Here is a 23662-nt window from a genome sequence, read left to right on the forward strand (position 1 = left end):
GTGGTGAGCCAGGTGCTCTACAGCGAGCAGTCGTGGAATCCGCTGGCGCGGACCGCGGAGTTGACCGAGGACCGGCTGCGGAGGAGCGGCAGGACCACGCCGTTGACCGAGCTGAACCTCGGCGCCATGGCTGAGGCGTTCCAGCGTGGGTGGTGGCTCGGGGGCGGTGGGGCGGAGCGCCCGCTGCAGCGACTGCCGGAGGGGGCCGGGATCATCCCCGTGACCCGCGTCACCGGAACCGTCACGCCGGTGAAGGTGCGCCGGGCCGCCGAGTTCGCCCACAGGCTGGGGGAACTGGCGGTACGGCAGTGCGGTGGGCCCGGGCAGGTGGCCGCTCTGGGGGCGCGGGCCCGGGCCGAGGGCGTACCGCTGTGGATCGCGCGACGGTTCGCGCCGGGGCCCGCCGGGCCGGTCGCCGTCGCCGTGGACCGGCGCCTGGTGCGCGTGGACGTATGGGGGCCGCACGCTCCCGTCGTACGGGTCCGAGCGCCCCGCGGGTTCCGGGCCGACTCCTCCGAACCGGCCAAGGGCCTGTGGCTGACGGTCGGTGACGTCACGGCAGAGCTCAGCCTCAGGAAGAAGATGCGCAAGTCCAGGAGTTCCGTGGAGGTGTGGCTGCCCGGGCAGCACTGGGTGCTGCGGCGGGAGAACGCGGCGAATTCGTGGCTGCTGCGCAACGAACAGCGCGTCGCCCTGCTGGCGCGTCCCCCGCGCCGGCCGGTGCTCGAACCGGGCTCGGTCCTGCTGCCGCTGTCCCCTGTGCGGTATGAGAGCCCGGACCCGTTGGACGCCGTCATGGCGCAGCTCTTCGCCGTCGCCTTCGGGCTGGGGGACACCACCGGCCTGGCACGGTTCCGGTCGCAGCGGCGCCCGGTGAACGAGGTGGAGCCCCTCGCCCTCGACCAGTGGTGGGACCGTGCCTGGTTCAGCAACCTCGGGCAGGGCCGCGACGACAACGAGCCCGGCGGCGGCGACGGCTGGGGCGCGGACGGCGGCAGCAGCGGCGACGGTGGTGGTGGGGGCGACAGCGGGGGTGGTGACGGCGGGGGTGGTGGGGGCGGCGGCGACTAATGGTTCGTGGTTCACGGTGAGGCGCAGCTCCCTGCGCCCCTGTGCCCGGCCTGCGAGTCGCCTCCGCCTCATCTTTCATGCAGCTGTGCCGCGCAGCCGACCAGGGCCAAGAGCAGCAGCGCCACCCACCTCAGCGGTCGTACGGGCCTCCCGCACCTCGTCCGGCAGGCCGCGCTGCCGGGCCAGACCCCAGCACCGCCGCCGGTCATGACCGGCGGCGACTCGAAGGCTCGCCCCGGTCCAGTTGCCCGCACCGTGGCAGCCGGCGGGTCACGTGCGACGGTTCCGCCGCTGGGGCCGTCGCCCCCATTTCCATGCACAGGAATCCGACTTGTTTGATTCTCTCGCGACGCGCACGCTGGAACCGTGAGTAACATCACCACCGCGAATTGAGCAGTGATGACCACTTTTGATCAGAGTCTCGGTCACAACGGGTGGTCAGTAGATGCCGCGACGGCCACCGTCAGCCTGGAGGGCATCGTCACGGGGTGGAGCGAGGGTGCCCGGCGGCTGCTGGGGTACCCCGCCTCCGAGGTGGTGGGACGGGCCGTGGCCGATCTTCTCGTGGACCGGGAGGCGACCGGCTTCTCCCCGGTCGGTTCTCAGGAGTGGAGCGGTACGGCCGTGCTGAGGCAGCGGGACGGTCGTCGTGTCGAGTTGACCCTGCACGCCCATCCCTCGCTGGACGGGGACGGCGCGACCCAGGCGTTCGTCGTCGCCGCCACCACGGGCACGCCCGACTCGGAGCGCGACCGGCGGATGGTGGAGTGGGCCTTCGCGCAGTCCTCGATCGCCCTGTCCACCTACAGCCCGGCGTCGGGCTCTTGGCGGCTGAACGCGGGGGCCGAGGCGGATCCGCTCGGGGAGGCCCGGTCCGACGAGGGGTTCCTCCGGTGTGTGCGGCGGGTCGCCGAGGAGGCCATGCCGATGCGGTACGAGGGGTTCGCCCCGGCACCGGCCGGTACCGGTCGGCATCGCTCATGGATCGTGGAGCTGTGGCCCGTCCGGGACCCCGGCTCCGGCACGGTAGCCGGGGTCGGCACCGCCGCCTTCGACAGCAGCGAGCAGTACGCCGCCCGGCAGCGGCTGGCCCTGCTGAACGAGGCCGGCACCCGTATCGGCACCACCCTCAACGTGACCCGCACCGCCCAGGAGCTGGCCGATCTGGCCGTCCCGCGGCTCGCCGACTTCGCCAGTGTGGATCTGCTCGACTCGGTGGTGCGCGGGGAGGAACCGGTGCCGGGGCAGGTCGACGCCGCCGTGGTGCTGCGCCGGGTCGCCCATCAGTCGGCGGCGGAGGGCGGGGGTGTGCCCGAGGCCGCCGTCGACCTCGGTGGCGTTGACACCTATCCGCCGTACTCGCCCCCCGCCCGCTCCCTGACCAGCGGCCGGCCGGTGCTCAGCGGCGAGGGGGACCCTGACTTCGTCCGGTGGGTCACCGAGCACGAGGCGCGGGCCGTCGTGGTCCGGGAGCACGGCTTCCACTCGGTCATGGCCACCCCGCTGCGGGCCCGCGGCATCACCCTCGGCGTCGCGGTCTTCGTCCGCGGCAAGGGGACCCCGCCCTTCCAGCAGGATGACCTGATCCTCGCCGAGGAGCTCGCGGGGCGGGCCGCCGTCGGTGTGGACAACGCCCGCCGGTACACGCGCGAGCGCACCAACGCCCTCACCCTTCAGCGCAGCCTGCTCCCCCGCGACCTGCCGAAACAGGCGGCCGTCGAGGTGGCGTACCGCTATCTGCCCGCCGGTACGGGCGCCGGCGTGGGCGGCGACTGGTTCGATGTCGTGCCGCTCTCCGGCACCCGGGTCGCGCTGGTCGTCGGCGATGTAGTCGGGCACGGCATCCACGCCTCGGCGACGATGGGGCGGCTGCGTACCGCCGTGCGCACCCTCGCCGACGTGGATCTGCCACCGGACGAGCTGCTCACCCACCTCGACGACCTGGTCACCCATCTGACCTCGGACGACGACAGCATCGTCCGGGAGCTGCCGTACACCGGCGGGATCGGCGCGACCTGCCTGTACGCCGTCTACGACCCGGTCTCCCGGATCTGCACCCTGGCGAGTGCAGGCCATGTCCCGCCCGCCCTGCTGTTGCCCGACGGCACGGTCGGCATCGTCCACCTCACCCCCGGTCCCGTGCTCGGCGTCGGCGGACTGCCCTTCGAGGCGACCGAGCTGGAGCTGCCCGAGGGCAGCCTGCTCGCCTTCTGCACCGACGGCCTGATCTCCCACGAGCGCGACGTCGGCCTCGGCCTGGAACGGCTCTGCGAGGCCCTCGCCTCTCCGGTGCCGTCACTGGAGACCACCTGCGACTCCATCCTCAAGGACCTGCTCCCCGAGAGCCCGGCCGACGACGTGGCCCTTCTCCTCGCCCGCACCCGCGCCCTGCACGCCGACCAGGTCGCCGCCTGGGCCCTGCCGTCCGACCCGGCGATCGTCGCGGACGCCCGTGCGCAGGCCTCCCGGCAGCTGGCGGCGTGGGGCCTGGAGGAGGCCGCGTTCGTCACCGAGCTGGTGGTGAGCGAGCTGGTCACCAACGCCATCCGCTACGGCGGCGTACCCATCGGACTGCGCCTGATCCGGGACCGCACCCTGATCTGCGAGGTGTCCGACGCCAGCAGCACGGCCCCCCATCTGCGCCGCGCCCGTACCTTCGACGAGGGTGGCCGCGGGCTGCACATGGTCGCCCAGCTCACCCAGGGCTGGGGCACCCGCCAGACCCCGACCGGCAAGACGATCTGGGCCGAACAGCCCCTCCCGGTCGGCTGACCATGACCGGGCGTCCGGGCGGCGACCCGACGACACCGCCGGCCGACGGAGGACCGGCCGACGGAGGGGACCTGCGCACACACACGCTCGGGCTGCTCTATCCCCCGTCCGGCCGGGCCCGGGACTACACGACCATGCAGCTCGCCTTCGTCGGCGGCGTCGCCGAGGCCGCGGCGCCGTACGGCTACGACGTGCTGCTCTCCCCCGCCGACGCGGACGACGCCCCCTCGTTCCGGCGGATGCTCGGGCAGCGGCTCACGGACGGGGAGTGGAGCGGGGACGGCGGGCGGCGTGTGGACGGCGTGATCGTGATGGAGATCCGCCGCGAGGACGGCAGGGTCGAGCAGCTGGTGCGGAGTGGCTTCCCGTTCGTCGCCATCGGCCGCAACCACCGCGCCGACGAGGCGGGCTGGGTCGATCTGGACTTCGCCGGGCTGGCGAGCGGCTGCGTGCGGCACCTCGCCGATCTGGGCCATCACCGGATCGCCTTCGTCAACCGCTCGGAGGAGCTGTTCAACAGCGGCTACGGCTTCGCCCGGCTCGGCCACGAGGGCTACGTCACCGCGATGCGGGACCTCGGCCACGAGCCGCGCGCCTACCTCTGCGGGGAGGCCCTCGCCTCGGGTGAGGAGGTCGTGGCGCGGATCCTGGCGGACGACCCGGCCACCACCTCGCTGGTCACCCTGAACGAGGCGGCCCTGGAGGGCGTCTACCGCGGGCTGACCCGGCACGGCCGCGCCGTGCCGCGCGACTTCTCGGTCGTCGGGGTGGCGGCGAGCCCCTGGGCCGAGCAGGTGACCCCGCAGCTCACGGCCGCCGAGATCCCCGCCAAGGAGATGAGCCGGGTCGCCGTCGAGCTGATGGTGGAACGCCTGCGCTCACCCGGCTCGACGCCCCGGCATGTCCTGCTGAAACCCCTGATCACCCTGCGCTCCAGCACGGGGCGGTGTCGTCCGGTGCCCGGTTCGGAACCCGAGCCGGAATTCCCCGATTTCGACGTGAATTTCTGATACGCCGACTCTGACACCTCTTTCCGTGCACCTCTTTCCGAACACCTCTTTCCGAACACCTCTTTCCGAACACCTCTTTCGGACACACCCCCTTGGAGGGCAGCATGCCGTACCCGCTCGACCGCCGCGGCTTCCTGCGTACCGCCGGTGCGGGAGCCGCTGCCCTCGGGCTCGGCGGGGCGCTGGCCTCCTGCGGCTCCGACGAGCCGAGTACGACCACCCTCACCTGGTGGGACTACTTCACCCTGGACAACTTCCAGCCCGGGATGACCCGGCTGATCAAGGACGTCGAGGCGGGCGTGCCGGACGTACGGATCGAGCGGCGGACGTTCCCGTTCGCGGAGCTGGAGCGGCAGATCACGCTGGGCGCGATCTCCGGCGACCTGCCCGACATCGCGATCGTCGACAACGTCGCCATGAACTCGCTCGGCGGCAGCGACCTGCTGGCCGACCTCACCGACCGGGTCGAGGAGTGGGGCCAGGCCGACCGGTACTACAAGGGTCCCTGGGACGGCTGCCAGGTCGACGGCAGGACGCTCGGCATCCCCAACCAGAGCAACTGCCTGGCCCTGTACTGCAACACGCGGCTGCTCCGGGACGCCGGCGTGGCACCGCCCACCACGTGGGACGAGCTGGCCGCCGCGGCCGAGCGGCTGACCGGCAAGGACCGGTACGGGCTGGCGCTGAGCGCGATCAAGACCGAGGAGGGCGTCTTCCAGTTCCTGCCGTTCCTGTGGCAGGCGGGCGGCGACCTGGACACCATCGCCACCTACGGCACCACCGCCCTGACCTTCCTCGACGAACTGATCACCAAGAACTCCCTGTCCGAGAGTTGCGTGGGCTGGACGCAGCAGGACGTCAACACGCGGTTCCTCGACCAGCGCGCCGCGATGCAGATCAACGGCCCCTGGCAGATCCCGGCTCTGAAGGAGGCCGCCTTCGACTGGTCCGTCGTCGCCCTGCCCCGCGACAAGGAGGCGGCCACCTGCCTGGGCGGGGAGAACTGGGTGCTGATGGCGAGCAGCGAGAAGCTCGACAAGGCGTGGGAGGTGCTGGAGTACACCCAGCGTCCGTCCGTGCTGGTGCCGTATCTCGTCTCCTTCGGCAACCTGCCCGCCCGCAAGGACCTGGCCGACCGGGGCACTTGGGCCTCCGACCCGGCGCTGCGGCTGTTCATCAGCCAGCTCCCCCTGGCCCGTCCACGCCAGTACGGCGAGCACTACGCCGACGCCTCCCAGGCCGTCTCGGAGGCGGAACAGGCCGTGCTGACCGGCTCGGCGTCCCCGGCGGCCGCGGCACGGACGGCGGCCGGAAAGATCGACAAGGCGCTGGGCGGGTGATCTCCCCCTCCGCGCGCCGCCGCCGCGCCGGATACCTCTTCTGCCTCCCGGGACTGGCCTTCCTCGCGCTCTTCCTGGCCTATCCGCTCTTCTACAACGTCTGGACCTCCGTCCACGACGTGCGCCTGAGCAGCCTGCTCGGCGGCGCCGAACGCTTCAGCGGCCTCGACAACTACCGGGCGGTGCTGGACGATCCGGCGTTCTGGCACTCCGTACGCCTGTCGCTGGTCTTCACGCTGGGCTCCCTGGTCTGCCAGTTCACCCTCGGTTTCGCCCTGGCCCTGCTCTTCGCCCGCCCCTTCCCGCTCAACGGCCTCCTGCGCTCCCTGCTCCTGGTGGCCTGGCTGCTGCCGCCCGTGGTCAGCGGCACCCTCTTCCGCTGGCTGCTGGACGCGGAGTCCGGCGCCTACAACGCCCTGCTGACGGCGGCCGGCCTGGACACGCTCTCCCACGACTGGCTCACCGACCCGTCCACGTCCCTGGCCGGGGTGATCCTCGCCAACATCTGGGTCGGCGTGCCCTTCAACATGCTGCTGCTCCTGGTCGGCCTGCACACCATCGACCCCGAACTCCACGAGGCCGCCGCCCTCGACGGCGCGAGCGCCTGGCAGCGCCTGCGCCACCTCACGCTGCCGCTGATGCGCCCGGTCTCGGTGACCGTCCTCCTGCTCGGCCTGATCTACACCTTCAAGGTCTTCGACCTGGTCTTCGTGATGACGGGCGGCGGCCCCGTGGACGCCACCCGTGTGCTCTCCCTCTACGTCTACGAGGTCTTCTTCAAGTTCTTCCGGTTCGGCGAGGGCGCCGCCGCAGGTCTGCTGCTGCTCGTCGTACCGCTGCTGACCGGCCTGTTCTACGTACGACGACTGCGCCGCGAGGAAGCCCCGGGAGGTTCCACGTGAAACCTCCCCGCCGGCCCCGCCACCACCACCCCTGGCTGCTCACCGCGGTCGCCGCGCTCATCACCGCGGCCTTCCTGCTGCCGGTGTACTGGATGGCCAAGACCAGCCTCACCGAGCCGGATCGGATCCTCGCGCCGACCCCGCAGTGGGTGCCCGCCCCGCTCACCGGCGAGAACTACCGGGCGGCGCTGGACTACGAGGGGCTCCCCCGGGCCCTGCTCAACAGCGTGGTGATCTCCAGCGGGGTCGTGGCCCTGACTCTGCTGCTCGGTGTCCCGCTCGCCTACGCGCTCGCCCGGGTCCGGATGCGCGGCTCGAGCGCGATGGTGCTCGCCCTGCTGGTGGCCCAACTGCCGCCCGCCATCGTGCTGGCGGCACCGCTGTTCATCCTGGAACGCCGGGCCGGTCTCGACGACACCTACCTCGGTCTGATCGCCGCCGACACCACGCTGACGTTGCCCTTCGCGGTGATCGTGCTGCGCCCGGTGCTGCGGGCCGTGCCGTCGGAGCTGGAGGAGGCGGCGCTGGTCGACGGCTGCGGGCTGCCCGGCGTACTGCTGCGCGTCGTGCTGCCCGTCATGGTGCCGAGCCTGGTCGCCACGGCCGGGCTGTCGTTCCTGATCGGCTGGGGCGAGTTCCTGTTCGGCCTCACGCTGGCCGACGGGCCGGACGTGCAGCCGGTCACCGTGCTGCTGAACTCCTTCGTCGGGCAGCACGGGACGGCGTGGGGCGCCCTGATGGCCACGGCCACGCTCATCAGCGTTCCGGTGGTCTGTGTGTTCGCCCTGTTCCAGCGGTTCATCGTGGGCGGGCTGACGGCGGGCAGCGTCCGGGGTTGAGCCGTGGGGAGAGCCGTGACGGCGGCGCTTGCGGGCGACCGCCGGTTCAGACCCGCAACGGGTTGAAGCGCGCGGCCGCCATCACGTACCAGGCGGTCGCCCCCGTATGCCGATACGGGTAATAGCCGAACCCGAACCCCGTGTCGAGCGGACTGCTCGCCGCCACGACCCCGGACCGTCCGGGCAACTCCCGTCCTCCCACGCTCTGTTCCGCCCCGAGCAGATCCTGAGCCCGCTCGATGGACTCGACCAGCCGCCGGGCCCGCGCCTCGTCCCCCCGCCCCTGCCGTTCCCGCAGGGCGAGCGCGAGATGAGCGGTGCCCTCGAACCACACGCCGTTGCGGTCGGGCCTGGGCTGGGAGTCGGCGATCGGGGCGTCCTCGTTCGCGAGGAGACTGGCGGAGCTGAAGGTGACACCTTCGTACGACTGCCCCGCCGGCACCGTGCTGTTGCGCCGCCCGGCGTGGTCGAGGACGGCCAGCTCGCGCACGGCCCAGTCCAGCGACGCGGCGTGCGCGCGGGAGTCGAGGGCGAGGTGGGTCCAGGTCTGGGTGTCCTCGGGGATGGGGGAGGTGTTGATGCTGATCCCGTCATTGGTCCCGGTGTAGAAGAAGCCGCCGTCCGCCTCCCACATCCCCTCGACGAATGCGCGGGCCCGAGCACGCCGCTCCAGCCACACCCGGTCCCCCGTGAGCCGGGCGAGCCGCCCGAACAGACAGACAAGGTCGGTGTTGTGCTCGGTGGAGGTGAAGGGAAGCTTCTCGTTCGCCCCGTTGACGCCGAACTTGTACCCCCCGAGGGGTTCGTCGGTACGCCCGTTGCGCTCGATCCACTCCCCGATCCGCACGGCACCGTCGAGGAACCGCCGCTCGCCCGTCCGCCGGGCCAGCGCACTGAGCGCGATCCCGGCCCAGGCCATGTCCCCGACGGCCGTCCCCGTGAACCCGAACTGCGTGCCGACGTTGGCGCTGCCGTCGGCCCGCACGAACCCGTCCGGCTGCGACGAGCCGTCGTAGAAGGTGTACGGCCCGACGTTGTAGGCCTGCCGAAGCCGACCGTCGTCATGGGCCGGGTCGTGCTGCTGCGCGTACAGCAACGCGTCCCCGAGCACGACGGCCCGGGTTCGCCCGTCCACGCTCCGGACGGCGAGGTGGGCGAGGATCGCGAGGGCGTTGTCGTAGGTGAAGGCGGTGCTGAAGAGGCCGGCCTGGTCGGTGTAGCTCTGGGTGAGGCGGATGGTGCCGTGGTCCGGGTAGGCGTCCATGGCGGCGGCCAGGAAGGTGTGGGCACGGCGTTGGGCGGACACCCCTCCGGCGTGTGCCGCGCCCGCTCCGGCCGCGGTGAGCACTGCGGCGCCGAGACCGGCCCCGATGAGTGTGCGCCGGCTGAACGCCGGGCCTTGCCTGTCGGTCATGCCGGTCATGGGTCTCCCTCACCGAACCTTGAGAGCGCTCTCACGGGTGCGGGCTCATTCTGGTGGTGTGGGTGGGGTGGGTCAACGTTCTTGAGGCGGGGAGTAGTTGGCGGGTGGGCCCGGAGGGGCGCCGTAGAGGGGGGTGTAGTGAGGTGCCGTAGAGGGGGCGGCGTAGCGAGGTGCCCGACTGAGCGCAGCCACCACCCCGGTGGGCCGCGCTCAGCACCTCAGGCCGTCCTCAGCACCACCTTCCCCGGCAGCGTGCCCGCCTCCAGCAGCCGGTGGGCCTCGGCCGCTCGGGACAGCGGCAGTGCGTGGGCGATGTGCGGGTGCAGCAGGCCGGCGTCGACGAGGTCGGCCAGGGCCGTCAGGCCCATGTGGTCCGGTTCTGCGGTCACGCCGTGGAAGGAGAGGCCGCGCGCCTTCGCCCGACCGGCGAGGTCCTCGTTGCGCATCTCGACGATGGTCACCAGCGTGCCGCCCGGCCGCAGGACGTCCAGGGAGCGTTCGGCGGTCTCGCCGCCGACGCCGTCCAGGACCACGTCGACGTCCTTGACCTCCTCGGTGAAGTCCCGCGTGCGGTAGTCGATCACGTGGTCGACGCCGAGCTCCCGGACGAAGTCCGCCTTCGCGGTGCTCGCCGTCGCGATCACCTCGGCGCCCCGGGCCTTGGCGATCTGCACCGCGAAATGACCGACGCCGCCGGCCCCGCCGTGCACCAGCACCCGGGTGCCGGTGCCGACCAGCCCGGTGTCGACCAGCGCCTGCCACGCGGTCAGCCCGGCGAGCGGCAGTGCGGCCGCCGTGCGGTGGCCCACGGTCGACGGTTTGCGGGCGAGTTGCCGGGAGGGAGCGACGGCGTACTCGGCGTAGGCGGCCGCAGCACGCGGGATGTACGGCATGCCGTACACCTCGTCCCCGACGGCGAACCGGGTCACGCCCGGGGCCGTCTCCACCACGACACCGGAGATGTCCCAGCCGACGGTGAAGGGCGGGGTGCCGAGCAGGGGCAGCGCGCCCGAGCGGACGAGGGCGTCGATCGGGTTCACGCCGGCCGCGTGGACGCGGACCAGCACCTCGTTCAGGCCGGGGCGGGGCCGGAGCACCTCGGCCGGTTCCAGGACGTCCGGGCCGCCGAAGGCGTGCTGGGTGACGGCCTGCATGAGCTCGCTCATCCGGCGTCCCCGGCCGCCGCGTCCTCGATCATCTCGTCGAGGGTCGAGCCGTCCGGCACGGCCTGCCCGACGTCCCAGTGCTCGGCCAGCCGGCCGTCCTCGATCCGCCAGATGTCGACGACCACCGACGGGTGCGCGCCGGGCGCCGCCCTGGCCACGCTCTGGGTCCACACCTGGTCGTCCTCGGCCACGACGCGCCGCACGGTCAGCGAGAACTCGGGCATCACGGAGGCGGCCGCCGAGAACGTCTCCACGGTGCGGTCCCGGCCGGCCCCGACGCCGTGGTGGTGGTTGACGAAGCCCTCGGTGAGCAGTTCCCGGGCCCGGTCGAAGTCCTTCTCGTTGTAGAACAGCCGGATGTACTCGGCGACGAGTTCCTTGTTGGCCTTCAGCTGTGCCTGCTGAGCCTGCTGTGCCTGCGCGGAGGTCATTCCCTGACTCCTACCACGATCGAGTCGGGTCCCACGAGGTGTTCCGTCCAGGCGCGGGCGAATCCGGCCTCCCGCATCCACTCCTGGCACTCGGCGCCGGTGTAGCCGAAGCCGCCGTCCGTGACCGCCAGCATGTTCAGGCTCATCAGCAGCGCGAACGCGTTCTCGGAGCGCTCGTCGTCGATGAGGGTGTCGTACACGACCACCGCACCGCCCGCGGGCAGCGCCTCCCATGCCCTGCGCAGCAGGAGCTTCTTCCGGTCCAGGTCCCAGTTGTGCAGGATGTGGCCGAAGGTGAGCACGTCGGCCTTGGGGAAGGGGTCGGTGAAGAAGTCCCCGCCGGTGAAGCGGAGGCGCTCGCCCAGACCGTGGCGTTCGGCGTACTCCGTGAACACCGGCTCCGCCTCGGGCAGGTCGAAGCCGGTGCCGGTCAGGTGCGGGTTGGCGAGCAGCACCTGCGCGACCAGGTCGCCCTGGGCGGTGCCCATGTCGGCGACCGTGGAGTAGTCCTCCCAGGGCACCTGCCGGGCGATGCGCAGGTTGGCGCGGTGGCTGATGCCGGTCATGGACGCGAGGAACTGCTTCAGCCGGGCCGGGTCGGCGTACAGCGCGTCGTAGGTGTCCGTGCCGGAGTCCTTCGACTCGTCCTGGGAGAGGCCGGTGCGCAGCACGTCCGTCAGGTGGTTCCAGATGCCGAACAGCCGGGAGTTGGCCATCTCCAGCAGCGGGGCGACGGTCCCGTAGCCGGGCTTGGCCCGGTCCAGGTGGGCGTCGGTCTCGGGGGTGTTGTGGTAGACGCCGTCCTCGCGGCGCAGGAAGCCGAGGGCGACCAGCGCGTCGAAGAAGTCCCGGGCGCCGCGCGGGTGCAGACCGAGCCTGTCGCGCAGCTCGACCACGTCGGCGGGCCTGCGGGCCAGTTCGGTGAAGACGCCGATCTCGACGGCGCTCAGCAGGGTCTTCGACGCCTCGAAGGCCAGCGCCGTCTCCATGATCCGTTCGGCGGACGGGGTGGTGGGGTCCAGGGGGGTGGTCGGGTCCACCGGGGTGGTGGTGTCCAGCGGGGTGGTGGTGTCCAGCGGGGTGGTGGTGTCCAGCGGCGGGCTCGTCATGTTCGTACTCCTTTTCGTACTCCTTGATGGATCAGGCGTCAGTGGTGAGCAGGGCGCGCGCGTAGTGGTGGGCGGCGGGCTCGAACTGGAGGGCCTGGTGGGTGGCGACCGCGTTGACGTCGTGCCAGAACCGCTCCAGCGGGCCGTGGGCCGCCTGCCCGCCGGTGCCCGCGCCGCGGAAGATCCGGTTGACGGCGGTGACCAGCAGGTCGACGGCGAAGGCGCTGTCCCGTGCGTTTCGCGCCACCGCCTGCGGGGTGAACGGCCCCTGGGCGTCGGCCAGTTCGGCGATGCGGGTGAGCAGCAGGCGGGCGCTGTCGATCTCGGCGGCCGAGCGGGCCAGGGTCATCTCGTGGCTGGCCAGAGTGCCGCCCGGTCCGGGCACGCCCGGCGTGGCAGACACGTTCGTCAGCTTGCCGCCCAGGTAGCGGGCGAGCTCGGCCAGCGCGCCCTGGGCCGCGCCGAGGGCGGGCACGACGAACGTCAGGCCGTTGACGGCGGCCAGCGGGGCGATGGGCGTGTCGGGACTGTCGACCGGGCGCCCGCCGAACACCGCGTCCCGGTCGACGACCCGGGCGGCGGGTACGAGGACGTCGTCCAGGACCACGGTGTTGCTGCCGGTGGCCCGCATGCCCACGGTGTCCCAGGTGTCCTCGACCGAGACCGCCGACACGGGGACCGCGACCAGCTTCAGCCGCGGTCCGTCCGCCCCGGGCAGCCTGGCGCAGACGACGACCCAGTCCGCGTACTCGACGGCGCTCATGTACGGCCACCGGCCACTGACCCGCAGCCCCGAAGTGCCGGAGGCCTGCGTCGCCTCGCCGAACGGCAGCACCGAGCAGACGAACGCGGTGTCCGGCCCCTCGGCCCAGAACTCCCGCTGTCCGGCCTCGGGAAAGCACGGCACGAACCGGGGCGTGCTCGCGAACAGCGAGGCGCACCACGCGGTCGCCGGGCACGCCTCGCCCAGGGTCGTCACCGCGTCCAGCAGGTCCGTGAAGGTGCCGGCGGCGCCGCCGTAGCGGGTGGGCACGAAGTGCCGCATGAAGCCGGCCTCGCGCATCGCCTTCACCAGGTCGGCGTCGATCCGCCGCCGTTCGGTCATGGCCGGGGCGAGGCCGGCGGCCGTGTCCGCGATCCGCCGGGCGGCCTCGGTCAGCCGGCCGGGCGTGGTGTCCACCATGGGGCTGGTCCTCGATTCGCAGGGACGCCCAGCGGCGTCGGATGGCATGTCTGACAGGTCAGATGACATGGAGGTCGTCGGGGTCCGCGCGACGGGTGCGGGTCCAGTACTCGACGGCGGAGAAGGGCCAGTTGGTGGCGGAACGGCCGCCGTCCTTGTACCAGCCGCTCACCTGCGACCAGACCCAGGCCCGGTCGGCGCTCGCCGCGTCGACCCAGGCGTTGTAGTCGTCGTGGACATCCTCGCGGACCTGGGCCGCGTCCGCGCCGCGCGCCAGCAGCAGCCGGATCACGTCGACGACGTACCGGGTGGCGCACTCGGAGAAGTAGACGATGCTGCCGCCCTGTCCGACGAGGTTGGTGTTGGGCCCGTACAGGCAGAACAGGTTGGGGAAGTGGGGCACGCTGATGCCGAGGTGGGCGCGGGGCGCCCCGGCCCAGTGGGTGTGCAGGTCGAGGCCGTTCTCCCCGGTCACCTTCATCGGGGTGAGGAAGCGGGAGGCCTCGAAGCCGGTGGCGTACACGATGGCGTCGACCGCGAACTCCTCGCCGTCCGCGACCAGTCCGTGCGGGGTCTCCCGCGTCACGGGGGCGGTCACCAGCGTCACGTCGTCGCGCTTCAGGGTCGCGAGCCAGACGCCGTTGTCCCGCAGCACCCGCTTGGCGCCGACCGGGTAGGCGGGGATGACCTTGTCCCGCAGCTCGGGCGCGTCGGTGAGCTGGGCCTCCATGGACTGCAGCAGGGCGGCGCGGAGCTGTTCGTTCAGGGCGGAGATCGCGCGCTCGGTGGGCGGGTGGTCGTGGTCGACGATCCAGCCGTCGAGGATGCCCCGCAGACCGGGCGCGAACAGCCAGAAGCGGTACCACTGGGTGTAGTACGGCACATGCTCGAACAGCCAGGCCGCGCTGTCGGGCACGGGGTCGTGGTAGTGCGGGGTGGGCCGCAGCCACGGCGGGTTGCGCTGGAAGAGGATCAACTCCGAGGCAACACCGGCGAGTTCGGGCACGAGCTGGTAGGCACTCGCGCCCGTGCCGACCACGGCGACCCGCTTGCCGGCCAGGTCCACCGAGTGGTCCCAGGCCGCGGAGTGGAAGGCGGGTCCGGTGAAGCTGCCGAGCCCCTCCACGGCGGGCAGGGCCGGGCGGTTGAGCTGGCCGACCGCGGTGATCACGGCCCGGTGGGTCATCGTGCGGGTGACACCGTCGGGGCCGCGCAGGGTGACGTGCCAGCGCCGTTCGGCGTCGTCCCAGCGCAGCTCGCGCACCTCGGTGCCGAACCGGACGCGCTCGGCCACGCCGGACTCCTTGGCGAACTCCCGCAGATACTCCAGGACCGTCTCGCTGCGGCAGAAGTGGTCCGGCCAGTCGGCGCTCGGCGCGAACGAGTAGTTGTAGAGGTGGCTGGCCACATCGGTACGGCAGCCCGGGTAGGTGTTCTCGAACCAGGTCCCGCCGACGTCCTCGTTCTTCTCGTACACCGTGACCGGCACCCCGGCCTGGGCGAGCCGGTGGGCGGCCAGCAGCCCGCTGAACCCGGCGCCGATCACCGCCACGTCGAAGTCGGCGCCGGGGCTCAGCTCCTGAAGCGTCCAGTCGGGCGCCTTGGGGTCGTCCTCCGGCAGGGCGATCTCCTCGGCGAGCAGGTCCAGCAGGTCACCGGTGTCGGATCCCATGGCCCAGGTGGTGATCGCCCGCAGCAGCTCCGGGGCGGGCGGCTCGGGCGCCCGCCCTTCGGCCCGCCACCGCGCCAGCGCGGCCAGGGCGATACGGCGGGCCTCCTCCTGCTGTACGGCGGTGAGGCCGCCCTGCGGCTGGAACAGCCAGCCCGGCGCGCGCAGGTCGTCGCGGAGCACCGAGGCGTCCCCGGTCAGATGGGCGACCGTCATCAACAGGGCGGGAAGCTCCGCGCCCGCGAGTTCGCGGCGCAGGGTCTCGTCGTCGGGAATCGGCCGCAGCGGCCTGCTGAACGCCATGTGCGTCACCTTCGAAGGCAGAGGGGTGCGGAGAGGTCATGAACTCAGCGCGGCGAAGCGGCGGTTGAAGTAGACCGCCGGGGCGCCGGGCTCGGTGGTCCGGGTGTCGACGACCTTGCCGACGACGATCACGTGGTCGCCCGCATCGTGCAGCTGGTCCACCAGGCACTCCACGACGGCCAGGGCGTCGTCGACGACCAGCCCACCGCGGGGCGTGCGCACCAGCCCCCCGCGCCGGAACTTCTCCTCGTCGGAGGTCGCGAACCGCTTGGCCAGCTCGGTGTGATGCTCACGCAACACGCTCACCGCGAACTCCGCGGCCCGAGCGAACGCCGGGAAGCTGCGCGCCGACTTCGCCACACACAGCAGCACCAGCGGCGGATCGAGAGAGACCGAGCAGAAGGAACTGACGGTCAGCCCGTGCGGCATCCCACGCTCGTCGCACACGGTGGCGACGGCGACGCCGGTCGGGAACCGGGCCATGACCTCCTTGAAGCCGTCGGTGATCGCGACGACCTCCTCGAACCGGTCGGCCTCCGTGCTCACCTGCCCGAACCCGTCAGTCATCGCGCCCACCTCCCGCGCCCCGCACCACGACCGCCGAGTTGAAGCCCCACCTGCCGCGGGCCAGCACCAGTGCCGCGCGCACCGGGGTCTCCCGAGGCGCGCCGCGTACCAGGTCGATGCCGTACTCCTCGGGGACCCCGTCCGTGCCGTACGTCGGCGGGATCACGCCCTCGCGTACGGCGAGCAGCGCCGTCACCACGTCCAGTGGGCCGCCGCCGGAGCACAGTCGGCCGGTGAGGGCCTTCGGCGCGGTCACCGGTATCCCGTGCGGGCCGAACAGGGCGCTGATCGCCTCGGCCTCGGTGCGGTCGAGGTCGGGGGTGCCGGCCGCGTCGGCGAACACCACGTCGATGTCGGCGGGCGTCAACCCGGCGTCGTCCAGGGCGAGTTCGGCGGCCCGGCGCAGACCGGGCGGGCGGCCGGTGCCCGGGGCCGGGTCGAAGGTGCTCGCGTACCCGGCGATCTCGCCGTACACATGAGGGGCGCCGCGCTCGGCCGCCGTGGCCGCGTCCTCCAGGATGAGGATCGCGCCGCCCTCGCCGGGCACATGGCCGCTCGCGTCGCTGCCGAACGGCAGGTACGCGCGGGCCGGGTCGTCGGACGTGGTGAGCCGGCCGCCGGAGATCTGCGACACCCAGCCCCACGGGTCGAACGCCGAGTCGACGCCGCCGGTCACCACCATCGGCGTGCCGCGCCGGACCGTACGCCGGGCGTGCCCGATCGCGTCCAGACCGCCGGCCTGCTCGGTGACCAGGGCGCTGCTGGGGCCGCGCAGTTGGTTGCGGATGGAGATCTGGCCGGTGTTCACCGCGTAGAACCAGGCGAACGACTCGTACACGCTCACCTTCTCCGGTCCCCGCGACCACAGCTTGTGGAACTCGCGGTGGGTGAACTCGAAGCCGCCCTGCCCGTTTCCGGTGACCACGCCCATGTCGTAGTCGGCGTAGGCGCCCGGCTCGATCGCCGCGTCGGCGAGCGCCCGGTCGGCCGCCACCAGCGCGTACCGGGTGGAGACGTCGGTCTGCGGAAGCAGCCTGCCGGGCAGGTGGGCGGCCGCGTCGAAGTCACGGATCTCGCCGGCCAGCCGCACCGGATAGCGGGAGACGTCGAAGCGGCTGAGGACGCCGATGCCGCTGCGGCCCTCCAGGGTGGCCGTCCAGTACGGCTGCGGGCCGGTGCCGTTGGGGGCGATCAGGCCGACGCCGGTGACGAGGACGCTCATGCGGCACCTCCGGGTACGTGGCGCAGCACCATGGCGCTCTGGAAACCGCCGAAGCCACTGCCGACGGTCAGGACGTTGCGCAGCCGCCGCTCGCGCGCGGCCAGGGGCACGTAGTCCAGGTCGCACTCGGGGTCCGGCTCGTGCAGATTGGCCGTCGGCGGGACCACGCCGTTGCCGATGGCCAGCGCGGACGCGGCGATCTCGATCGAGCCGATCGCGCCCAGCGAGTGGCCCACCATCGACTTGATGGAGCTGACCGGTGTGCGCCGGGCGTGCTCGCCCAGGCTGCGCTTGTACGCGGCGGTCTCGTGGCGGTCGTTCTGCTTGGTGCCGGAGCCGTGGGCGTTGATGTAGTCGATGTCCGTGGCGTCGGTGCGCGCCTCGTCCAGCGCCGAGCGGATCGCCTCGGCCATCTCGCGGCCGTCCGTCTTCAGACCCGTCATGTGGTACGCGTTGCAGCGCGTGGCGTAGCCGGTGATCTCGGCGTAGATGTGCGCGTCACGGCGCACCGCGTGCTCGTACTCCTCGACCACGAACATCGCGGCGCCCTCGGCGAGGACGAAGCCGTTACGGCTGCGGTCGAAGGGGCGCGAGGCCCGCTCGGGTTCGCCGTTGCGCGGGGTGGTCGCCTTGATGGCGTCGAAGCAGGCCACGACGATCGGCGTGATGGGGGTGTCGCAGGCGCCGGCGAGCATGACGTCCGCGCTGCCCTCCTCGATGAGGCGGCAGGCGTGGCCGACGGAGTCGATACCGGAGGTGCAGCCGTTGGAGACCATCGCCACCGGCCCCTCCGCGCCGACCGTCCAGGCCACCTCGGCGGGCATCACACTCGGCACCAGGTAGTCGAACATGTGCGGTGAAAGGTTGCCGGGGTCCATCAGCCAGTCACGACCACTGTCCGACAGCACCAGATACTCCTGCTCCAGGCTGGTCGCCGCCGCCACCGCGCTGCCCAGGCTCACCCCGATCCGGCCCGGTTCCAGCTGCTCGAAGCCGAGCCCGCTGTCCGCGACCGCGTCCCGCGCGCAGACCACGGCGAACTGGGAGGCGCGGTCCATCCGCCGTATCTCCAGCGGGGTCAGGCCCTCCAGTACCGGGTCGAAGTCGGCCTCGCCGGCGATCTGCGACCGGTACGGCGAGGGATCGAAGAAGGAGATGCGGCGGATGGCGCTGCGTCCGGAGGTCAGCAGTTCCCAGAAGGCCTTCACGCCGTTCGCGCCGGGAGTGCGCACCCCCATGCCGGTGATCACCGCTCGGCGGGTCATCGCGTCCCACCCGTCGTCCGAGCTGCTGCTGACTCGCTCACCCTGTGGCCCCCTTTGCGCCGAAGCTGTGCGCGTACGGCGGTGTGCCGTGCGCCGTCCGTGCCGACGATGGCCGATGCGGCCCTACGGACCGCTGGGAAGGCGCTGGGAGGATGGTGGGAGGACGGCCCGGACCGGCCCGGCGGGACGGAGTGCCGCGCGGGTTGGAGTTCCGCGCAGGGTTGGAGTTCCGCGCGGGTTGGAGTTCCGCGCGGGTTTCCGGACGGACTACCCGAACGGCTAGTGGCGACCGGCCGGTTGGCCAGTGCGGGGCGAGCCCGTGGCCCGTAGCATGAAGAACATGGCATTTCGGGACTGGGGGGACCCGCAGCGTGCCCTGACCGTGGCGGCGGCGCTGATGCAGGCACCCCTCAAGCAGGTACTGTCCACCCTGTCCGACGCACTGACCGACCTCGTGCCGCACCACGCCGTGGTCATGCTGACCGGCGACTGCCCCAAGTCGGCGACCTGGAGCCATGGAGACGCCGAACTGACCGAGGCGGTCACCACGGCCGAGATGGCCCAGCTCGCCACCCATGTCGACATCGGCCGGCCCCGGTTCGACCGGGTCCCGCTGGCGGGCGCGCCGCGTCCGGTCCTCGCGGTGGCCTCCGCACCCCCCGGATCGGCGGGCGCCCTGTTGGCCCTCCTCCCGACCAAGGACGCCGCGCCGGAGCCCCATGTGCAGTCACTGGTACAGCAGTTGTGGGACCTGGCCACGCTGCGGATCATCGCCCTGTGGCCCAGCGCCGTCCCCGTGAACCAGGCGGCTCCCTGGATGGCGAGCGGCGAACGGGCCCGGATCACAGCCGATCTGACGGACTCCCACGCCGCGACGCTCACCACGCTGCTCGGCCTGCTGCGCAACCGCAGCCTCGACGACGCCGCCGCGCGGCGCACGGCCGTCGACCTGGCGGTGTCCTCGCTGATCGAGCTGCGCTCCCTCGGCGAGGGCGAGCGGCTGCCGGGTGAGGAGACCGCCCAGGAGGCGTTCGGACGGCTCACCGACATGCTCGGACTGCTGTCCCGCTACGGCAACGTGGAGCTGGAGTTCTGCGGGCCCACCGGCGAGGCGGCGCAGCGGGTCATCCCCCCGGTGATCGCGCAGACGGCGCGGACGACGGCCCGCGGCACCGCGCTGACCATGCTGGAGCAGGGCGGTGTCAGCCGGATCCGGGTCAGCTGGCACGTCGAGGACGGCGAGCTGCGCACCATCATCCGCGACGACGGCCCGGGCGCCCTGGCCGGCGACGCGCTCGCCGTGCACCGGCTGGCCGACCGGGCGGCCGCCGTCAGCGGTGCCGTGCACGTCGACGCCGTGGCCGGCTGGGGCACGATCGTCACCGTACGGCTACCGCTGAGCGCACCAGAGCGCCGGCGCAACAACCCACTGGCCGACCTCAACCCGCGTGAGCTGGACGTCCTGGAACAGCTCGTCCAGGGCCACCGCAACCGAGCCATCGCCGAGCGGCTGCGGATCAGCGAGCACACGGTGAAGTTCCACGTGGCGAAGATCCTGAAGAAGCTGGGCGTCAACTCACGGGGCGAGGCCGCTGCGCTGGCCCTGGCGGCGGGGTTCCCGGCGTCGCTGGCGTTGACGTCGTAAGAGCAGGAGCAGGGTGTGAAGGCCGCGACCGTCGTCCCGGGGTCGCGGCCTTCACGCATGTGGCACCCAGATCTCCCGGGGGGCAGCGCCCTACCCCCGGTCCCTGCGCCAGACCAGGACCCGGCGGCGTTCCGCACCCCCGATACGGGTGCGGGCGTGCAGGGTCAGGTGGTCGTTCTCCAGGGTTGCTTCCCGGGTCTGTTCGGTGTTGATCCAGTCGGGGCGGGGAGTGACCTCGATGCGGTGGACGACCTGGGAGCCGTTCAAGCGCCAGGTTCCGGCGTAGCCCATGTACGGGACGGGGCCGGGGTCCGTGCCGCGCATCATGTTCACCGAGACGTGGCCGTCCCGGGTGTAGATGAGCCGGCCGCTTGGCTCGGCGCCCAGTGGCCCCCGGGAGGTGGCGCCGGTGTCGTCCAGTTCCTCGAACGACACCAGCCGCCACACCCCGATCAGGTCATCGGCCCGCACCGCGGCCGCCCGCTTCCGACGGTTCCGCCGGTTCCTCCAGGAGCGCCACCACCCGGGTCCAGCCCGCGCCGGCGCCCTCGACCGCCACCGGGAAGCACACCACCGTGAAGCCCGTCGCCGCGGGCAGCGTCGCGAGGCCCGCGAGCTTCTCCAGCTGGAGGTACTCCCGGGTGCGCCCGTACACGTGGGCGGGCCACAGCGCGCCCTGGTCGCCCGTCCTGCGGTAGTCCTCGATCATCGACCGCATGGGCCGGTCGAGGCCCCACGCGTCGATGCCGATGACCCGGACCCCGGCCTCCACCAGGAACCGCGTGCCCTCCCCACTGAGCCCCGGATACTTCGTCAGGTACTCCGCGGAGCCCCACAGTTCGTCGGCGCCGGTCCACAGCATCACGATGTCACCGGCCCGCAGCTCGTGGCCGGCCTCCCGCAGCGCCCCGCGCAGATGGTCGACGGTGATGCCCTCACCGGGCGGCACATGCCGTACGTCCAGCCGTACGCCCGGCCCCAGGCACCACTCCAGCGGGACCTGGTCGATGCTCTTGGCGGGTTTGCCGCCGCTGAACGGCCCGTAGTGCAGCGGCGCGTCCATGTGGGTGCCCGTGTGGGTGGTCAGCGTCACCGTCTCGTTGGAGATCGCCATCCCGTCCGGGAAGTCCTCCGGCGTCAGCCCGAGCACGGTGGCGCCGGTGCGGTGGTCCAGGAGCTCCACGGTGACCGGCGTCGCCTCGCTCGGCGTGTGCCGGGTGACCACGCTCAGGTCGACGATGCGCGTCACGCCGCCGAGCCCTCGCCGACGAGCTTCTCGGCCTCCTCCTTGACCGCGCCGAGGTCGGCCACGCTGTTGCGCTCCACCGCCGCCTTGATCATCTCGTCGGCCTTGTCGTAGGTGAACTTCCCGGCGACCAGGCCGTCCGCGTCGGGGTCGCGCGGCTTGAAGTCGTGCGTGAGGACCAGCTGGGTGGTGTGCTCGTCGATGGACAGCGCCCGCCACTCGCCGCCCATGTAGCCCATCATCGGGGCGTTCTCCAGCTGCCGGTAGGCGATGACGTGGCGGTCGGCGTCGATGTCGCGCCGCGAGATCCACGACTGCACCTCGCCGTTGACGTCGACGACGAGCCGGGCGATCTGGTGCTTGGCCGACTCCTCCAGGATCGTGACGTCCTGGGTGGGCGGGAAGATGCGGGCGTAGCCCTCGACGTCGACCAGGACGTCCCAGACGGTGGCGACCGGGGCGTCGACGGTGACGGTGTGTTCGGTGTGGTGCATGGGGCTCTCCTTCGTGAGTCCGGGCGCGGCGAGGCCGAGCAGTTCGTCGTGGTTGGCGTAGGCGGCGTCGTACTCGATCCGGGACCGCCAGGCGCTGATGTGCTCGTGCACGGGCGGGAGTTCCGAGAAGGCCCGCAGCGCGTCGAGGTCGCGGCACGCGAACTGGGCGACGGCGTTCGCGGTCATCCCCCGCGCGTGGTCGTCCACCGGCAGGCGGTGGTGCGGTCCGTACCCGAAGTGCGTGACGAGGCCCGAGCCGAGCGCGAGCTTCTCCAACTCGCTGAAGAACTGCTGACGTTGGTGCTCGTCGACCGAGTCCGCGAACCGGTAGACGAGGGTGTGGATGATCACGGGTCTCCTCCGAGGCGCACTGGAAGCGGCAACGGGGGACAGCGTCCCGGCGGCGCCTCTCGGGCGGCTGGGAGACCGCTGGGGGCCGGATCACACGGCGCCAGGCACCCCCAAGCGCCGGACAAGCGATCCCCGGGCGGTGACGGCGAGGCTCCCTGCCTGCCGACCCACCGTGACGAGCCGAGCCGAGGAGCAACCAGGATGGCCCCGACGCCGAGTCAGAATCCACCGCGTACGACGACTTCCGCACCGGCCAACGCACCGGCTTCCGCACCTCCGGGAGGTGCGGCGGCCGGGGAGAGCCGTTCGGCGCTGTTCACGAGCGCAGGAGGGGACCCCGCGGCCGGGCAGAGCCGGTCACCGCTGTCCGAGGCCGCCCGGGACGTCGCGGTCGAGGCCGCGCAGGGCGCCGCGGTCGCCGAGGCCGAGCGGCGGCTGTCGCCGGACGTGGTCAAGGCGGCGGTCGCGGCCGGGTTCGCCCGGCATCTCGTACCGACCGCGTACGGCGGTGACGAGGGGAGCTTCCTTGAGTTGGGGCGGGCCGTGAGCGCGGTCGGGGAGGGGTGCGCCGCGACGGCATGGTGCGTGTCGCTGGCCGCGCACGTCGGCCGGATGGCGGCCCATCTGCCCGAGGAGGGCCGGCGCGAGGTGTGGGCGGACGGCCCGGACGCCTTCTTCGTCGCCGCCCTGACCCCGATCGGCACCGCACACCCCGAGCCCGGCGGCTACCGCCTGACCGGCACCTGGCCCTTCGTCAGCGCGATCGACCACGCCGACTGGGCCCTGCTCACGGCCCAGGTGCCGGGCGCCGCCGGGGGCCCGCCCGAGCCGCGCGTCCTCGCGGTGCCCCGGGACGCCTGGCGCACCGAGGACACTTGGCACAACGTCGGCATGGCCGCGACCGGCAGCCACACCGTCATCGTCAAGAACCTGTTCGTCCCGGCCGGACGCACGGTCAGCCGCGATGACCTGTTCACCGGACGCGGCGCCGCGGACATCGCGCCGCGGCTCGCCGTGCCGATGCAGGCGACGACCATGATGTTCGCGGTACCGGCGCTGGGCGCCGCCAAGGGGGCGCTCACGGCCTGGCGGCGGCACGCCGAGCGCAAGATCCGCGCCGCCGCCGCCCATCCGGCCCCCGCGCTGCCCGGCATGCCGACGTTCAACCGCGTCTCCTGGGACGTGACGCTGACCCGTAGCGCCACCGAGATCGACGCGGCCGAACTCCTCCTGGAACGGGCCGCCCGCACGGTGGACGAGCACGGCCCCCACCTCACCGCCCTGCAGACGATGCGCGGCTGGCGGGACTGCGCGATGGCCACCGACGCCCTGGTCGCCGTAGCCAACCGCCTGTTCCGCGGCGTCGGCACCACCGGCCAGTCCTCGACCAACCCGGTACAGCGCTTCTGGCGCGACATCAACTCGATGTCCGGCCACCAGGCCCTCCAGGTCGAGTCGGCGGCCACGGCGTATGCGTACCGGGCGCTGGGCCTGTGACCCAGGGGTTGCACACGTTGCACCCGTTGCACCCATTGGACGCCGGCCCGGCACTTCAGCCCATCCGACGTTCGAGGGGGCGGCCGCCTCTGGACGCCGACCCCGACATCTCAGCCCGTCCAGCGTTCGAGGACAAGGCCGCACCACCCCAAACCCC

20 protein-coding genes are annotated in these 23662 nt (G+C 72.3%); 8 read left to right on the forward strand and 12 right to left on the reverse strand.

Features of this window, described 5'->3' with window-relative positions; all coding sequences use genetic code 11:
- Positions 1-3 precede the first annotated feature (3 nt).
- From ACIA8X_RS00495 to ACIA8X_RS00520, 6 genes are all read left to right on the forward strand, one after another.
- Positions 4-1071, forward strand: coding sequence for a hypothetical protein (locus tag ACIA8X_RS00495; RefSeq protein ID WP_399457458.1), 1068 nt, complete (start codon positions 4-6; stop codon positions 1069-1071).
- Between the two features lie 399 nt (positions 1072-1470).
- A complete protein-coding gene (locus tag ACIA8X_RS00500; protein ID WP_393449270.1) occupies positions 1471-3843 on the forward strand; it encodes a SpoIIE family protein phosphatase in 2373 nt (790 codons plus the stop codon).
- Between the two features lie 2 nt (positions 3844-3845).
- On the forward strand, positions 3846-4853 hold the full coding sequence (locus ACIA8X_RS00505) for a LacI family DNA-binding transcriptional regulator (protein WP_399457459.1): 1008 nt from the start codon (positions 3846-3848) through the stop codon (positions 4851-4853).
- Between the two features lie 104 nt (positions 4854-4957).
- Positions 4958-6193: an ABC transporter substrate-binding protein gene (locus tag ACIA8X_RS00510; protein WP_399457460.1), complete on the forward strand. Its 1236-nt coding sequence runs from the start codon at positions 4958-4960 to the stop codon at positions 6191-6193.
- A complete protein-coding gene (locus ACIA8X_RS00515; protein WP_393449278.1) occupies positions 6190-7095 on the forward strand; it encodes a carbohydrate ABC transporter permease in 906 nt (301 codons plus the stop codon). The genes ACIA8X_RS00510 and ACIA8X_RS00515 overlap by 4 nt, the downstream gene beginning before the upstream one ends.
- A complete protein-coding gene (locus ACIA8X_RS00520) occupies positions 7092-7934 on the forward strand; it encodes a carbohydrate ABC transporter permease (RefSeq protein ID WP_393449281.1) in 843 nt (280 codons plus the stop codon). Before ACIA8X_RS00515 ends, ACIA8X_RS00520 begins: the two co-directional genes overlap by 4 nt.
- 46 nt (positions 7935-7980) lie before the next feature.
- Here ACIA8X_RS00520 and ACIA8X_RS00525 read toward each other — a convergent pair whose 3' ends face one another.
- From ACIA8X_RS00525 to ACIA8X_RS00565, 9 genes are all read right to left on the reverse strand, one after another.
- Positions 7981-9357 (reverse strand): Tat pathway signal sequence domain protein, encoded by a 1377-nt coding sequence (locus tag ACIA8X_RS00525; RefSeq protein WP_393449283.1) that lies wholly within the window; start codon positions 9355-9357, stop codon positions 7981-7983.
- A gap of 218 nt (positions 9358-9575) precedes the next feature.
- Complete coding sequence (locus tag ACIA8X_RS00530; RefSeq protein ID WP_393450035.1) at positions 9576-10511, reverse strand: NADP-dependent oxidoreductase; 936 nt, start codon at positions 10509-10511, stop codon at positions 9576-9578.
- Between the two features lie 8 nt (positions 10512-10519).
- A complete protein-coding gene (locus ACIA8X_RS00535) occupies positions 10520-10954 on the reverse strand; it encodes a nuclear transport factor 2 family protein (protein ID WP_393449286.1) in 435 nt (144 codons plus the stop codon).
- The gene (locus tag ACIA8X_RS00540) at positions 10951-12063 is read right to left on the reverse strand and encodes a methyltransferase (RefSeq protein ID WP_399457461.1); all 1113 of its coding nucleotides are present in this window, start codon (positions 12061-12063) and stop codon (positions 10951-10953) included. Before ACIA8X_RS00540 ends, ACIA8X_RS00535 begins: the two co-directional genes overlap by 4 nt.
- A gap of 31 nt (positions 12064-12094) precedes the next feature.
- Positions 12095-13246 carry an acyl-CoA dehydrogenase family protein gene (locus tag ACIA8X_RS00545; RefSeq protein WP_399457462.1) on the reverse strand — a complete coding sequence of 384 codons (1152 nt, stop codon included), beginning with the start codon at positions 13244-13246 and terminating at the stop codon, positions 12095-12097.
- Positions 13247-13304: 58 nt separating this feature from the next.
- Entirely contained in the window at positions 13305-15218 is a 1914-nt protein-coding gene (locus tag ACIA8X_RS00550) for a flavin-containing monooxygenase (protein ID WP_399457463.1), read from the reverse strand.
- Between the two features lie 36 nt (positions 15219-15254).
- Entirely contained in the window at positions 15255-15785 is a 531-nt protein-coding gene (locus tag ACIA8X_RS00555; protein ID WP_399457464.1) for a flavin reductase family protein, read from the reverse strand.
- A complete protein-coding gene (locus ACIA8X_RS00560) occupies positions 15778-17007 on the reverse strand; it encodes a ketosynthase chain-length factor (RefSeq protein WP_399457465.1) in 1230 nt (409 codons plus the stop codon). Before ACIA8X_RS00560 ends, ACIA8X_RS00555 begins: the two co-directional genes overlap by 8 nt.
- Complete coding sequence (locus ACIA8X_RS00565) at positions 17004-18272, reverse strand: beta-ketoacyl-[acyl-carrier-protein] synthase family protein (RefSeq protein ID WP_393449304.1); 1269 nt, start codon at positions 18270-18272, stop codon at positions 17004-17006. Before ACIA8X_RS00565 ends, ACIA8X_RS00560 begins: the two co-directional genes overlap by 4 nt.
- A gap of 340 nt (positions 18273-18612) precedes the next feature.
- Here ACIA8X_RS00565 and ACIA8X_RS00570 point away from each other — a divergent pair, with 340 nt between their 5' ends.
- Positions 18613-19917, forward strand: a complete 1305-nt coding sequence (locus ACIA8X_RS00570) for a LuxR C-terminal-related transcriptional regulator (protein WP_393449307.1) — start codon at positions 18613-18615, stop codon at positions 19915-19917.
- Between the two features lie 90 nt (positions 19918-20007).
- Here ACIA8X_RS00570 and ACIA8X_RS00575 read toward each other — a convergent pair whose 3' ends face one another.
- From ACIA8X_RS00575 to ACIA8X_RS00585, 3 genes are read right to left on the reverse strand one after another with little or no spacing between them, the layout of a single operon-like run.
- A complete protein-coding gene (locus tag ACIA8X_RS00575) occupies positions 20008-20388 on the reverse strand; it encodes a lipocalin-like domain-containing protein (protein ID WP_393449310.1) in 381 nt (126 codons plus the stop codon).
- The gene (locus ACIA8X_RS00580) at positions 20375-21166 is read right to left on the reverse strand and encodes a cyclase family protein (protein WP_393449313.1); all 792 of its coding nucleotides are present in this window, start codon (positions 21164-21166) and stop codon (positions 20375-20377) included. Before ACIA8X_RS00580 ends, ACIA8X_RS00575 begins: the two co-directional genes overlap by 14 nt.
- A complete protein-coding gene (locus ACIA8X_RS00585; protein WP_393449316.1) occupies positions 21163-22008 on the reverse strand; it encodes an aromatase/cyclase in 846 nt (281 codons plus the stop codon). Before ACIA8X_RS00585 ends, ACIA8X_RS00580 begins: the two co-directional genes overlap by 4 nt.
- Positions 22009-22209: 201 nt before the next feature.
- On the opposite strand from ACIA8X_RS00585, the gene ACIA8X_RS00590 reads away from it, so the two are divergent.
- Positions 22210-23505 (forward strand): acyl-CoA dehydrogenase family protein, encoded by a 1296-nt coding sequence (locus ACIA8X_RS00590; RefSeq protein ID WP_393449319.1) that lies wholly within the window; start codon positions 22210-22212, stop codon positions 23503-23505.
- The last annotated feature ends 157 nt before the right edge of the window (positions 23506-23662 follow it).

The sequence above is a fragment of the Streptomyces sp. NPDC051738 genome, assembly GCF_044453205.1.
GTDB lineage: Bacteria > Actinomycetota > Actinomycetes > Streptomycetales > Streptomycetaceae > Streptomyces.